This is a genomic window from Candidatus Clostridium helianthi (assembly GCF_045310795.1).
GTDB classification, from domain to species: Bacteria; Bacillota; Clostridia; order Clostridiales; family Clostridiaceae; genus Clostridium; species Clostridium helianthi.
In genome coordinates this window covers 134,554-148,475 of the sequence record NZ_JBJIAB010000001.1, presented here as the reverse complement: position 1 = coordinate 148,475, position 13,922 = coordinate 134,554, and the positions used below count along the sequence as shown (strand labels likewise).

At 29.1% G+C, this 13,922-nt stretch carries 13 protein-coding genes; all 13 read left to right on the top strand.

The genetic code is table 11. The features are described from left to right. Window positions 1–5: 5 nt before the first annotated feature. The 13 genes from ACJDTP_RS00650 to ACJDTP_RS00590 all read left to right on the top strand — a co-directional run bounded on the left by ACJDTP_RS00650 (window position 6) and on the right by ACJDTP_RS00590 (window position 13,921). On the top strand, window positions 6–1,226 hold the full coding sequence (locus ACJDTP_RS00650) for a peptidase U32 family protein (RefSeq protein WP_065415697.1): 1,221 nt from the start codon (window positions 6–8) through the stop codon (window positions 1,224–1,226). Window positions 1,227–1,493: 267 nt separating this feature from the next. Beyond that, complete coding sequence (locus ACJDTP_RS00645; protein ID WP_406760200.1) at window positions 1,494–3,110, top strand: penicillin-binding transpeptidase domain-containing protein; 1,617 nt, start codon at window positions 1,494–1,496, stop codon at window positions 3,108–3,110. 309 nt (window positions 3,111–3,419) lie between these two features. Then, entirely contained in the window at window positions 3,420–4,118 is a 699-nt protein-coding gene (gene sigK, locus ACJDTP_RS00640; RefSeq protein ID WP_011968455.1) for an RNA polymerase sporulation sigma factor SigK, read from the top strand. A 245-nt stretch (window positions 4,119–4,363) separates the two neighbouring features. Further along, window positions 4,364–5,395, top strand: a complete 1,032-nt coding sequence (locus tag ACJDTP_RS00635; RefSeq protein WP_017210787.1) for a type IV pilus twitching motility protein PilT — start codon at window positions 4,364–4,366, stop codon at window positions 5,393–5,395. A gap of 99 nt (window positions 5,396–5,494) precedes the next feature. Next, on the top strand, window positions 5,495–6,748 hold the full coding sequence (locus ACJDTP_RS00630; RefSeq protein ID WP_406760199.1) for a cell division FtsA domain-containing protein: 1,254 nt from the start codon (window positions 5,495–5,497) through the stop codon (window positions 6,746–6,748). A gap of 14 nt (window positions 6,749–6,762) precedes the next feature. After that, window positions 6,763–7,902, top strand: a complete 1,140-nt coding sequence (gene ftsZ / locus ACJDTP_RS00625) for a cell division protein FtsZ (RefSeq protein ID WP_406760198.1) — start codon at window positions 6,763–6,765, stop codon at window positions 7,900–7,902. Window positions 7,903–8,984: 1,082 nt separating this feature from the next. Then, on the top strand, window positions 8,985–9,827 hold the full coding sequence (locus tag ACJDTP_RS00620) for a sigma-E processing peptidase SpoIIGA (RefSeq protein ID WP_171770802.1): 843 nt from the start codon (window positions 8,985–8,987) through the stop codon (window positions 9,825–9,827). Beyond that, a complete protein-coding gene (gene sigE / locus ACJDTP_RS00615; RefSeq protein WP_011968460.1) occupies window positions 9,802–10,509 on the top strand; it encodes an RNA polymerase sporulation sigma factor SigE in 708 nt (235 codons plus the stop codon). The genes ACJDTP_RS00620 and sigE overlap by 26 nt, the downstream gene beginning before the upstream one ends. An 82-nt stretch (window positions 10,510–10,591) precedes the next feature. Next, window positions 10,592–11,365, top strand: a complete 774-nt coding sequence (sigG, locus tag ACJDTP_RS00610) for an RNA polymerase sporulation sigma factor SigG (RefSeq protein ID WP_103698099.1) — start codon at window positions 10,592–10,594, stop codon at window positions 11,363–11,365. A gap of 40 nt (window positions 11,366–11,405) precedes the next feature. Next, on the top strand, window positions 11,406–11,675 hold the full coding sequence (locus tag ACJDTP_RS00605) for a YlmC/YmxH family sporulation protein (RefSeq protein ID WP_041894905.1): 270 nt from the start codon (window positions 11,406–11,408) through the stop codon (window positions 11,673–11,675). 70 nt (window positions 11,676–11,745) lie between these two features. Next, window positions 11,746–12,195: a transcriptional regulator NrdR gene (gene nrdR, locus ACJDTP_RS00600; RefSeq protein WP_011968463.1), complete on the top strand. Its 450-nt coding sequence runs from the start codon at window positions 11,746–11,748 to the stop codon at window positions 12,193–12,195. 268 nt (window positions 12,196–12,463) lie between these two features. Further along, entirely contained in the window at window positions 12,464–13,204 is a 741-nt protein-coding gene (gene pgeF / locus ACJDTP_RS00595) for a peptidoglycan editing factor PgeF (protein WP_406760197.1), read from the top strand. Window positions 13,205–13,219: 15 nt separating this feature from the next. Next, on the top strand, window positions 13,220–13,921 hold the full coding sequence (locus ACJDTP_RS00590) for a winged helix-turn-helix domain-containing protein (RefSeq protein ID WP_023973356.1): 702 nt from the start codon (window positions 13,220–13,222) through the stop codon (window positions 13,919–13,921). The last annotated feature ends 1 nt before the right edge of the window (window position 13,922 follow it).

The window sequence follows — 13,922 nt, the reverse complement described above, 5'->3', positions numbered from 1 at the left end:
TTAAAATGATAAGACCAGAAATTTTAGCACCAGCAGGAAATTTAGATAAACTTAAAATAGCAATAGATTTTGGAGCAGACGCTGTATATCTTGGTGGAAGTAAATTAAATTTAAGAGCATTTGCAGATAATTTTACTAATGAACAATTAAAAGAAGGCGTGAAATATGCTCATGATAGAAATAGAAAAGTTTATGTAACTATGAATGTTTTCCCTCATAATGCAGATTTAGGTGGAGTAGAAGATTATATAAAGGAATTATATGAAACAGGTGTTGATGCAATAATAGCATCAGATCCAGCAATAATTTCAGCAGCTAGAGAAGTTGCACCAAATTTAGAAATTCACTTGAGCACTCAAGCTAATAATGTTAACTGGAGAGCAGCTAAGTTTTGGTATGAACAAGGTGTTAAGAGAATAGTAATGGCTAGAGAGCTTAGCTTAACTGAGATAAAAGAAATGAGAGATAACTTACCAGAGGAATGTGAGATAGAAGCATTTGTGCATGGTTCAATGTGTATAAGTTACTCAGGAAGATGTTTAATTTCTAATTATATGGTTGGAAGAGATGCTAATAGAGGAGCTTGTGCGCAAGCATGTAGATTTAAATATCATTTGGTAGAAGAAAAGAGACCAAATGAATTTTATCCAGTAGTTGAAGATGAAAATGGAACATACATAATGAATTCAAAAGACTTATGTATGATTGAACATATAGATGATGTTATAAAGGCTGGAGTATACTCTCTAAAAATAGAAGGACGAATGAAGAGTTTATATTATGTTGCAGCAGTAGTTAAATCATATAGGCAGGCAGTGGATGCATATATGAAAGATCCAGATAATTATAAATTCGATCCAAAGTGGATGGAAAACTTAAATAAAGTAAGTCATAGAGTTTATCATACAGGTTTTTACTATGGCCAAAGTGGAGAGCAAGTATACGAAGATTCAGCGTATATAAGGCATGCAGATATAATAGGAATAGTAAGAGCATACGATGAAGAAACAAAAATAGCAACCATTGAACAAAAAAACAAAGTATTAAATGGTGATACAGTAGAAGTTTTAAGACCAGAAGGAGATAATTTCGAAGTTGTTCTTCATGATATGACAGAAGAAAACGGAACTCCAATAGAGTCAGCAAATAGAGCAAAAATGATATACAAAGTTAGAGTAGATATTCCTCTAAAAGAAAAAGATTTAATTGTTAAAGACAAAGAATAGTTTATTTAATGGGAGGTTGTTCCTCTTTTGCTACTCCAAATCTCACATTTGGAGTAGGCTAAAGGGGTGCAATCTCCCGTTTTGTGCTTTAAGCAAAATTTTTATGGTACTAATTAATTATAAAGCTCAAATGTATTTGATTTTGGTATATATAATAGCTATAAGCGTAAGTTTAGGTCTCACTTGGTCTATCTATAGAGATATATAAGTCTAGATATTTTGAATAAAATATCTCCTTTAAGGCTAGAATCTAAGCTAGAGAGGGAGGTGTTTTTCATTTTTACTGAAAAATTTGATAGAAATAAGAGATTAATTCAGATTCTAGCTATGCTTATGACTGTAATTGTTATGTTAACAGCGCGTTTAACAATATTGCAAATATATCCATCTGAAAGAGTTGTGAGTTCTTATCAAAATCACCAAGAAGAAAATATTAGCAATATGAATTATATGATTTTAGACACTAATGGGAAAGATTTAATGAAGTATAACAAAAAATACGTACTTGTCATTGATACCAGACCATTCAGTTTAAATAATTATGAAGAAACACTTGAGGATTTAATGGCGTTTAATTTCATAATGAAATCTGAAAATCCTGATTTTAGTTATTCAGATATAATGAAACAAAGTGGAAAATTATATTTTAACATATCAGAGGATACATATAACAAAATTAATAATCTAAAAAATATAAAAGGAATATATACTTATATTTCTGATGAAGTAGATACTAAAAAAGCGTGGAGTGTCAGCAGTATGTTATCCAAAATATTAGATGAGGAGCATGAAGCAGGAACTCTTGAAGGTGATATGTACGATTATCTAAAAGATAATGAAAAACCCAAAAGCGAATTTTATTTAGATAATAAAGCCGTTTACGCGAAACAATCAGTAAGCATAAGCGATGATAATAAAAATTTAAAATTAACTATTGATAGTGAGATTGAAAATAAAATAAGAGATATTTTGGATAAAGAGGAATATTCATATTTAAGCAATGTAGGGGTCACTATAATGGAAAGTGATACAGGTAAAATTAGGGCAATGGTTCAAAAGGATGAAAGTGCTGCGAATGTGAATTTAGGTATACAGCAAATTGGATATGAACCCGGATCTATTTATAAAGTGATAACACTCGGTGCAGCTTTAGACATGGGGCTTATAAATATAAATGATACATTTGTTGGAGCAGGTAAGATAGATAGAAAAGTATATGGTAAATTATCAGTTGAGCAGGCTTTTGAAAAGTCTTCTAATGATGTATTTGCCGATATAGGAGCAAAAGTTGGCTATGATAAATTAATGGATTACTCACAGAAATTAGGATTATATGATAGAGTACTGAATTTAAATAGTGGAATTGTAAAAGAGGCACAAGGTGTTAAACCAGAAGAGGAATCTGGAATAAACAATATATCTATAGGACAATGCATGAATGTAACTCCAATTCAGATGCTGGGAGCTATAAATTCTATAACTAATAATGGGGTTTATGAAAAGCCATATTTAGTCGAAGGTATTTTAGATAAAGATGATAATTTAATAAAAGAGTTTAAAACTGATAAAAAGAGAGTATTTAGTGAAACAACAGCAAAAATAGTTAAGAATGAAATGAGGCAGGTTGTTTTGAAAGGAACAGGAATAAAGGCCTATGAGTCAGATCTTGATATAGGCGGTAAAACTGGTTCGGCAACAGGTAGTGAAGGTAAAACCCATGGATGGTTTGCTGGATATTTTAGTGCAGGAGGAAAAAACTATACTATGGTAGTATTTACTCCAGGTATACAGATGGATAAGGATGCTAATAATGAAGATCTTGGTGGTGGTGATACTGCAGCACCAATATTTAAAGATATAGTTAAAACTTTAAATGCAAAGTAATAGAATTTAAGCATTACTATATTATATATGGTGCAATAATAAATTTTAAGCTGAACCTCTAGTAATCTAAGGAATTAATTAAAATTATAATCTGAAAACTTTATTGTAATATATATGTTCTAAAAAATTTAATTCATAAGAACGTATATTATAATATCAGATACTGTAAACCAAATAATTTTATGAAGAATAAATCATACTATTTAGAACCTATATGTTAAAATATAAATATAAAAAATAAAAATGTATAAGCAACTTTTTTGGTACTCCAACATATTATAATATCAAGCACTGCTATGGAGGAAAAAGGTGTTTATATTAAATAGCTTTATAGACCTAATATTAAATTCACTATTCTTAACTGGATATGTAACAAACAATAATACATTTCCATTACCTTTAGATGAAACAGAAGAACAAATGTATTTGAAAAAATTTAAAGAAGGAGATAAAAATGCCAAAAGTATTTTAATTGAAAGAAACTTAAGATTAGTAGCTCATATAGTAAAAAAATATTCTTTTCCTAATAAGGATGTAGATGAATTAATTTCAATTGGTACTGTTGGATTAATAAAAGCTATCGATTCTTTCGATGCAGGGAAGGGTACTAGACTTGCAACTTATGCTTCTAGATGTATAGAAAATGAGATCCTAATGCTGTTTAGAAATAGTAAAAAGCAAAAAAGTGAAGTTTATCTTCAAGATCCAATCGGAGTCGATAAAGAAGGAAATGAATTTTGTCTTATGGATATACTAAGCAGTGAAAAAGATAGTGTCTTAGAAAAAGTTGAAAGCAATTTACAAGTTAGAGCTCTGTATAAAAAGTTGATTGAGTCATTAACCAAAAGAGAAAGTGCTATTATAATAATGAGATATGGATTAATTGATGGAAAATGCAAAACACAAAGAGAAATAGCAGTAAATTTAGGAATTTCACGATCATATGTATCGAGAATAGAAAAAAAAGCTTTAAAAAAATTAAAAAAAGAGTTATTTACTAAAAATTAATTTAGTGCATAGAGAATTATAAATCTTTATCACTATAAAGCGATGCGCTGCTATTTAGTATATATGTACTTAATAATATCCATTTTCATTCATATTAGTGTAATGTTAAAAGAAGTTGGAAGGATAAATATTCTATATTTATATAAAGAATATTGACATACTTTAAACAAGGGTGCTATTTTTAATATAGCACCTTATTTTTTATAAGATATACTTTCTTAAATTACGGATAGAGGAGAAAACTTATGGCTAAAATAGACAACTTATTAGATAGAATTGATCTAACTAGCGCATCAGATATTCATTTAACTTCAGAATTGCCACCAATGGTAAGAGTAGATGGTGATTTGGTTATTGCAGATGAAAATGCAGTACCTCACGAAGTTGTTGGAGAATATATTAGAGATCTAATGCCAAGTAAATATGAAGAGTTTTTAGAAAATGGAGAAATAGATTTTAAATATAATAAGCCTGGTTTAGGTAACTTCAGAGTTAATGCATTTAAATGCAAAGGTAATTATGCTATATGTATGAGAGTTATAAAGGAAGCTATACCAAAGCTTAGGGATATATCAGATGCACCAGCTTTAAAGGATTTCACTGAATTACAAGATGGATTGGTTCTTGTTACTGGGCCAACGGGATCAGGAAAAAGTACAACACTTGCCGCTATGGTAAATGAAATAAATATGACTAAAGAAAAGCATATAATTACATTAGAAGAACCAATAGAATATATCTATGAAACGAAGAAATCAATGGTAAATCAAAGGGAAGTTGGACAAGATACAAAAAGTTATGCAATGGGGCTTAGAGCGGCATTAAGACAAGATCCAGATGTTATACTGCTTGGAGAGATGAGAGATCCTGAGACAATTGAAATAGCTTTAAGAGCTGCGCAAACAGGGCATTTGGTTTTTTCTACTTTGCATAATATGGGAGCAGCAAATAGTATATATAGAATTATAAATTCTTTTGAATCAGGCCACCAAAATGAAGTGAAAATTCAACTATCATCATTGCTTAGGGGAGTTGTTTCTCAGGTATTATTGCCAAATGCTTCAGGAAAGGGTAGAACTGCTGCAATGGAAATTATGGTATGTACCTCTAGTATAAAAAATCTTATAAGAGAAGGAAATTTTGAGCAGATTAACAGTTTTATTCAAATGGGGTCTAAATTTGGAATGCAGACTATTGAGATGGATCTAAAAAGATTAGTAAGTAATAATACTATATCGAGAGAAGAATATGAAAAATGGATACGAAATAATAAATAAAAAATAATAACTGCATAAATAAAAAAGGAATTTTAATAAATATGTTGAATATATTGCAATTAGTAGATTTTTTTCTGCGGAGAAGGGAAAGATTTAATCATGCAACAAGAGATAATTACGTCCTTAGATTTTGGTACTCAAAAATTATCTGCTACTGTAGCGATTAGGGAAAAAGATGAACTGAAAATTTTGGGAGTTCAATCATGCAAATCAGCAGGTATAGAGAAAGGTTTGTTAGTAGATATTGATAAATGCAGAGATGTTGCAGTAAATTTATTAAAGGATTTAGAAAAAAAGACAAGAGTAAAAAGTGAAAGAATAGCCATTGGAATTTCTTCTAATAAAGTAAGAATTACTGAAGCGTCAACTGTAGTTAATATTCAAGAAAAAGTTACAAGTGCGGATATAAGAAAAGCGCTGAAAAATGCACAAAGAGATTTTATTTTAAGTAATGATGAATGTATAGTAGATGTGCTTATCAATTTTTATATATTAGATAACAAAGTTATAAGAAAAGATATATTAAATTGGAAAGGAAGTAAACTTGAAATAAATCTCACCTTAGTAATAGCAGCTAAAAGTGAAATAGAAAAATATTATGAACTTTTTAGAAAAACGGAGTATGATATTGCATCTATAAAATTGAATATATTAGTAGGGAAGCAAGTGTTCTTAAATGAAAAAAACTCTATGGAGAATATAGTGATTGCAGACATTGGAGCTGGGACTACTGATATAGTATTATTTACAGATGGAATTCCTAAAAGCATAAATGCTATTCCAATAGGTGGAAGAAATATAACTAGAGATTTGGCAATTTGCGGGAAGTTTTCGTTTCTAAAAGCAGATAATATGAAAAAGATTTACTCTAGCAATTATAAGGCTTTATATATGGATAATTCGCTTGAAGAAGAAATTGATGTAGGAACTACTAAAGTATCCAGGAAATTATTCTATGAAGTGGTAAATGCTAGAATTGAAGAAATATTAAGCCATATCAATATAAAATTAAAAAATACTGGTCATTATGATAGAATTTGTAGTATAATTCTATATGGGGATGGAGTTAATTATTTTGAGGATATAGATGAAATCGTTCGTAAAATTTTCGAAATAAAAACTAAAGTTATAAGAAAAAATGATTTGGGAATAAAAAATTCAGAAAATATAACTTCTATGGCTATTGCTAAAGAAGTATATGATAGATTAAATTTATTAGAGAATGATAATATAATTCTAACTAATAAACATAATGATAATAAAGTAATTAATGAAAAAGAACATTTACACAATAATGAAGGTGAAAATCATATTCTAAAAAAAGTTAAAGTTTTTTTTGATAAGATTTTTTAAGGGGAGGAATTGTTTTGTTAGATTTTGAGACAGATATGCAAGAGTTAACCAATATAAAAGTTATTGGTTGCGGCGGCGGCGGAAGTAATGCCGTAAATAGAATGATAGTTGAAGGACTAAAAAATGTTGAATTTATTGCAATAAATACAGATAAGCAAGCACTTATGCTTTCTAATGCAGATCAAAAAATTCAAATAGGTGAGAAGCTAACTAAAGGACTAGGAGCTGGAGCTAATCCGGAAATAGGAAAGAAAGCAGCAGAAGAAAGCAGAGAAGAAATAACAGCTTCTATAAAGGGAGCAAATATGGTATTTATTACTGCTGGTATGGGCGGCGGAACAGGAACAGGTGCTGCACCAATAGTAGCGGAAATTGCTAAATCTATGGAGATTTTAACTGTAGGAGTAGTAACTAAACCTTTCCCTTTTGAAGGTAAAAGAAGAATGAGACATGCTGAAATGGGTATAGCAACATTAAAAGAAAAAGTTGACACATTAGTTATAATTCCTAATGAAAGATTACTTAATATGGCTGATAAGAAAACAACATTGTTGGATTCATTTAAGTTAGCTGATGAAGTTTTAAGACAAGGTGTTCAAGCTATTTCAGACTTAATTACAATAACAGGTGTAATTAATGCTGACTTTGCAGATATAAAAGCAGTAATGCTTAATAAAGGACTAGCTCATATGGGAGTTGGTTTCGGTAAAGGTGATACTAGAACACAAGATGCTGTTAAACAAGCAATTTCATCTCCACTTTTAGAAACATCAATAGATGGAGCTACAGATGTTATTATAAACTTTACTGGAGGAGCAGACCTTGGAGCATTAGAAGTGTATGATGCTGCGGATGTTGTTCGTGAGGCTGTAAATCCAGATGCTAATATAATCGTGGGAGCTGTTATAGATGAAACTCTTAAGGAAGAAATAAAAATTACTGTTATAGCAACTGGATTTGAAAGTGAAAACATCAGATTATCATTAGGAGCTACAGCAGAAGAGTCTAAAAAAGTTCAACCTCAAGTTAAAGAAGTTGCAAAAGAACAACAAGAAGTTGCAGTAGATGCAAAAGAGCCAGAAATGAATTCTAACAATTATGAGCCAGATGATTTAGACATACCTGTTTTCTTAAGAAGACAAAAGAGACATTAATAACGGAATTTATAATATTAAGAAATAAAGTTAAATAGAATGAAAATTTGTTTTAGAAACTAAAAATCTATTAAATAGTTTTTTAGTCTTTGATATACAAGTTTTCATTCTATTTTTTGTTTTTTAGTATGTTATATTTTTCTCAGAAACTTGTCACCAATGAAGATATTATCTTCAATTTATGAATAACATAATTTATAAATTATGTTATTCATTTCGGCGAGTTATATGCATAAGTTCGCGTCTTAGTTGGATTATCTATAGGGTTCCACAATGATATTCAAACTTATAAAATTTCAATATCGCTGGTATTCAGGAAATTTGAACAGTAGATATGTATTGGTATCAATAAACCCTATTAGATAGACAATTTAAGAATTAGGCTTATTAGATGAACATATCTACAAAGTTGCTAAAACTTTGAGTTCATATCTTCACTAGAAATCATAAATATATTTGTAACCACAAGGGTCATAATATGAAGAAAACATTTGAAAATGAGCTGTTAAAGGTTCTTAAGCAGAGAACCCAAATCTTTGATTTGGTGAGAATCGCTTACTCAGTGAACGAACGTGAGTCATGTTTCTGCTAACGGTTGTTCCAATTTAGCTTGTGAAGTGAGAGTCAAAAATTTTATTTTGGGTTCTCGAACTTCCTCAGCGAATGTAATGAGTCGAGCTTCCCTAGGAAAGTTGGAGCATGCTAAATTGGATACAACCTGCGGCTTAGAACCTTCAGCGATATTTTCATAGCTTTTCGGAATCAAAATATTTATGATTTCGGTAAGTTATCATATAAATTTAGTTTTAAAGTTGGGTATTTCTAAATTTAAATTACATAATTAAATTTAGAATAGAATGACTTAAAATTTATTCCACTTATTTTTAGCAAATTTATATAAGATAAAAGAATTTATTTTTACATATTAAGTTAGTTTTAAATATAAAAAAGAGTACAAAAAAATATAGTGTAAATAAATGTAAAAAGTTTAATTAAAAAAACAAAAAGATTTAATGTGATTGTGACAAATTTTTATGAGAAAGAAGTATATAATAAAATCCAGACAGACTGGAGGCGTTGAGATGGAAATTTATGTTGATACCTTAGTTTTGGAAAACTGCATAGTAAATTTCTTTTTGTTAACAGTAACTATGAAATGCATAAAGCATAAATGTAAGGTGATTGCGCTCTTAAGCTCCAGTTTATTGGGTGGAATTTATACATTGGTTTTAGTTATTCCACAGTTAAACATATTCTCTTGTTTACCTATTGAATTAATTGTTGCTTTCATAATGCTCAGAATAGTGTATGGAAAAACAAACATTCTTAATATGATCAAGATTCTTATTATATTTCTAATGATGACATTTACTTTAAGTGGAGTATGTTTTCTATTTTCGTTAAAGCAAAATTTATATTTATTAGGAACTACATTCAAAATAGAGAAGTATTCAATTAAGTATATTATGCTAGGAGTAATGATTATGTATATAATTTTTAGCAGACTTGTGGAATATATTAAAGACAAGCTGTTCGTAAGGAATTTTGTTTTTGAGATTGAATTCAATATAGAAGGTAAGCAATATAGTATTAAAAGCTTTTTGGATACTGGAAATGAGCTTAGAGAGCCAATTACAAATCTTCCATGCATTTTAATTGAAGAAAACCTAATAAGTGATGTGGATTTTAATAGTATTAATACATATCATGTGCTTTACAGTTCAATAGGATATGGAGGAAGTCTTAAAGGTATAAAAGTTAACAACATAAAAATAAGCAATAATTATCATCTATATGAAGAAGTCGATGCAATAATATGTCCATGTAAAGAAAAATTAAGTAAAGAATGCGAATTTAATGCCTTATTATCAAGGGGAATAGTCTATAAGGGGGATATTTATGGAAAAGTTAGTTCTGTTTTTTAATAAATTATTATGTAAGTTCAAGTTGTTTAGAAAAAAGTTATATTATGTAGGAGGAAATGATGCTCTACCACCACCATTATCAAAAGATGAAGAAGAAGATTTGGTAAATAAATTAAATGGTGGAGATGAAAATATAAGAAGTACTTTAATTGAAAGAAATTTAAGATTGGTTGTTTATATAGCAAGAAAATTTGAAAACACAGGTGTATATGTAGAAGATTTAATATCAGTTGGTACCATTGGATTAATAAAAGCAGTAAATACTTTTAATCCAGAGAAAAAGATAAAGCTTGCAACTTATGCTTCTAGATGTATAGAAAATGAAATACTTATGTATTTAAGGAGAAATAGCAAGATAAAAGCTGAAATATCATTTTATGAACCTCTTAATATTGACTGGGATGGAAATGAACTTCTGTTATCAGATATATTAGGAACTGAAAACGATACTGTTTATAATTTGATAGAAGATGAAGTAGATAAGCAGTTATTAGTCATGGCATTAAAGAGCTTAAATGATAGAGAAAAAGAAATAGTAAGACTTAGATTTGGTTTAAATGGAACAAGAGAAAAGACGCAAAAAGAGGTCGCGGATATGCTTGGAATCTCACAATCTTACATTTCTAGATTAGAGAAAAAGATAATTAAAAGATTGAAAAAAGAAATAAGTAGAATGATTTAGCTTGTCTTCAAGTATAAAAGTATTGCCTATCGGAGATAATGTTTAATGCAATGGATTATTACTTTCGAAGGGGTGAATACTTGTGATAATTAACAAAGTAGAAATATGTGGCGTTAATACTTCAAAACTCCCTATACTTAAAGAAAAAGAAAAAAAGCAACTTTTTTTACAAATGAAAGCTGGAGATAAGAACGCAAGAGAAACATTTATAAAGGGAAATTTGAGATTAGTACTTAGTGTTATTCAACGGTTTAATAATAGAGGAGAAAATATCGATGACTTATTCCAAGTGGGCTGCATAGGCTTAATGAAATCAATAGATAATTTTGATTTGTCTCAAAATGTTAAATTTTCAACTTATGCAGTTCCTATGATAATTGGGGAAATTAGAAGATACCTAAGAGATAATAATTCTATTAGGGTAAGTAGATCTTTAAGAGATATAGCTTATAAAGCTCTTATTATGAGAGAAAAATTTATAAAAGACAATAATAAAGAGCCTACTATATCTCAAATTGCAAAAGAACTTGAATTGCCAAGAGAAGAAGTTGTATTTGCGTTAGATGCAATACAAGATCCAGTATCATTATATGAGCCAATTTATCATGATGGAGGAGATGCCATATATGTAATGGATCAAATAAGTGACGCTAAAGATACAGATGAGCATTGGCTTGAAAACATCTCTATAAAAGAAGCAATGAAGAAACTAACTGATAGAGAGAAACTTATATTAAATTTAAGATTTTTCAATGGAAGAACTCAAATGGAAGTTGCAGATGAAATTGGAATTTCCCAAGCACAAGTTTCAAGATTAGAAAAAACAGCACTAAAGCATATGAGAAAACACGTATAAGAATGAGAGTTTAATAATATTATAATGGTGGGGGATAATTATGGAACTTGAATTACATTCACTCAATGCTATGAGAAGTATGGAAGTTATAGATATATTAACAGGAACTAAAATCGGGTTTATAAAAGATTTTAAAATAGACTGCGATGAAAATAAAATAGTTGCGTTAATATTACCAGGAGAAATAAAATCATGGTTTGCAAAAGAAGATGAAAAAGAGATTTTGTGGAGCGATATAGTAAAAATAGGAACAGATGTTATATTGGTGAAGGCAAAAGATAAAGATAAAGTAAATGCAAACAATGTATAGCCATATTTCAAAAATATAGTTATAATAAGTATAGGTTTTGATATACGAAAGCAAAGAGGTGAATGAAAGTATGAAATGTCCATTTTGCGGATTTGAAGAAAGTAAGGTTGTTGATTCAAGGTCAACAGATGACAATACAACAATTAGAAGAAGACGAGAATGTTTAAAATGTAATAAGCGTTATACTACATATGAAAAAATAGAGGATTTTCCAATCCTAGTAATTAAAAAAGATTTAACTAGAGAAAATTTCAACAAAGAAAAAATAATTAATGGATTAATTATTGCATGTCAAAAAAGACCCATATCTAGAAAGCAAATCGAAGAAATAGCATATGATATAGAAAAAACAATATCTAATAGTATGCTCACTGAAATCCCATCAAATGAAATAGGGGAAATGGTTATGGCTAGATTGAAAGAGTTAGATGAAATATCATATGTAAGATTCGCGTCAGTTTATAGACAATTTAAGGATATAGATACTTTCCTAGAAGAAATAAAAAATCTTAGAACATAATCACATAATTAAGGATGTTGAAAAGTTTTCAATGTCCTTTTTATAATTAAAAATGTTAGATATAAGTTAAACTTCAGTTAATAAAGATGTCAAGCAGCTAATAAAATGTTAATATTAAGTAAAGAATTTAAATGAATTAAAGAGTACAATCATTTTATTCTTATAAAAAGTAGCTATGCTATATATAAGAATATTTTATGGTGGTTTTGCGACTTTTATTTATTTTCATATGCCTTATTAAAAAGTATTAATTTATTGGAGGATTAGAGTGAATACATTAGAGTTGAAAGACTTAGAAATTAAAGATGATTTTACAATAATAGAGGATAAAAATTTTGAAATTGTCTTCACAAATGCAGAAAAAGGAAGAAGTTTCAATAGAAATACAGAAGAGGGAGTTAGAGAATTAAATTCATTAAAAAAAGAATTTAATGCAGATGATATAATATATATAAAGCAAATTCATAGTGATAGAATATTAAAATATCAAGGTAATGGGAAAAATATTATTGATGAAGAGGGCGATGCAATAATAACAAACGAAAAAAATGTTATTATTGGGGTTTTTACTGCTGATTGTGTACCAATTATATTGGTAGATGAAGAAAAAGAGGTTACAGCTGCTATACACAGTGGATGGAGAGGTACTTTTGAGTCTATTACATTAAGAACAATCAATAAAATGAGAAATGAATTTGGGTCTGATGAAAGAAATATTAAGGCTTATATAGGACCACATATTAGAAAATGTTGTTATGAAGTTTCAGAAGATTTAAAGCAGAAGTTTATTGAAAAGAAAGATACAATAAATGAAAAAGAGCTATTTAATGGAAATAATCTTAATCTTGAAGCGTGCATAATAGACGATTTAAGGAAAGCTGGAATAAATGAGAGTAATATAAATAGTTTAGATTTATGTACTTATTGTAGTAGTGATATTAAATTGCATTCATATAGGAAATCTCAGGGTTCCTATGGTAGAATGTTTTCTTTTATTATTTCACGTTAAGGGGGAAGATGGAATATGGCTAATGAAAAAATTTTAATTGTAGATGATGAAGAACATATAGTTGAATTGCTACATTTCAATTTAGTTAATGCTGGGTATGAGGTTTTAAGTGCTAATAATGGTATTGATGCAGTAAAAATAGCTAAAGCTGAAAAGCCGAGCTTGTTATTGCTTGATTTAATGCTGCCAGGTATGGATGGATTTGATGTTTGTAAGGAAATAAAGAGAGATGCTGAAATGAAAAAAACATCAATAATAATGTTAACAGCTAAAGGCGAAGAGCTTGATAAGATACTTGGGCTAGAGCTTGGAGCTGACGATTATATAACAAAACCATTTTCGGTCAGGGAGTTGCTTGCAAGAGTAAAGGCAGTTTTAAGAAGAACAAGCTCATTTAATGAGGCAGAAGATGATGTTTATAATTCAGAAAATCTTAAAGTAGACTTTGAACGTCATGAGGTATATGTGAATGACAGAAAGGTTGATTTAACTTTAAAAGAATTTGAACTTTTACAGATACTAATAAAAAATAAAGGAAGAATACTCAAAAGGGAAACTCTATTAGATAAGATTTGGGGTTATGAGTATATAGGAGAAACAAGAACTGTAGATGTTCATATAAGATATCTTAGAAAGAAGATAGAAGAAGATGATAAAAATCCAAGATTTATTGAAACTATAAGAGGAGTAGGTTATAGATTTAACCCAGCTGAGTAAA

What these genes read in the sequence shown, in the direction of transcription:
- ACJDTP_RS00650 (WP_065415697.1), top strand. Translation starts at nt 6, where the DNA reads ATGATAAGACCAGAAATTTTAGCACCAGCAGGAAATTTAGATAAACTT.
- ACJDTP_RS00635 (WP_017210787.1), top strand. Translation starts at nt 4,364, where the DNA reads ATGGCTAAAATAGACAACTTATTAGATAGAATTGATCTAACTAGCGCA.
- ACJDTP_RS00630 (WP_406760199.1), top strand. Translation starts at nt 5,495, where the DNA reads ATGCAACAAGAGATAATTACGTCCTTAGATTTTGGTACTCAAAAATTA.
- ACJDTP_RS00620 (WP_171770802.1), top strand. Translation starts at nt 8,985, where the DNA reads ATGGAAATTTATGTTGATACCTTAGTTTTGGAAAACTGCATAGTAAAT.
- sigE (WP_011968460.1), top strand. Translation starts at nt 9,802, where the DNA reads ATGGAAAAGTTAGTTCTGTTTTTTAATAAATTATTATGTAAGTTCAAG.
- ACJDTP_RS00605 (WP_041894905.1), top strand. Translation starts at nt 11,406, where the DNA reads ATGGAACTTGAATTACATTCACTCAATGCTATGAGAAGTATGGAAGTT.
- nrdR (WP_011968463.1), top strand. Translation starts at nt 11,746, where the DNA reads ATGAAATGTCCATTTTGCGGATTTGAAGAAAGTAAGGTTGTTGATTCA.
- ACJDTP_RS00590 (WP_023973356.1), top strand. Translation starts at nt 13,220, where the DNA reads ATGGCTAATGAAAAAATTTTAATTGTAGATGATGAAGAACATATAGTT.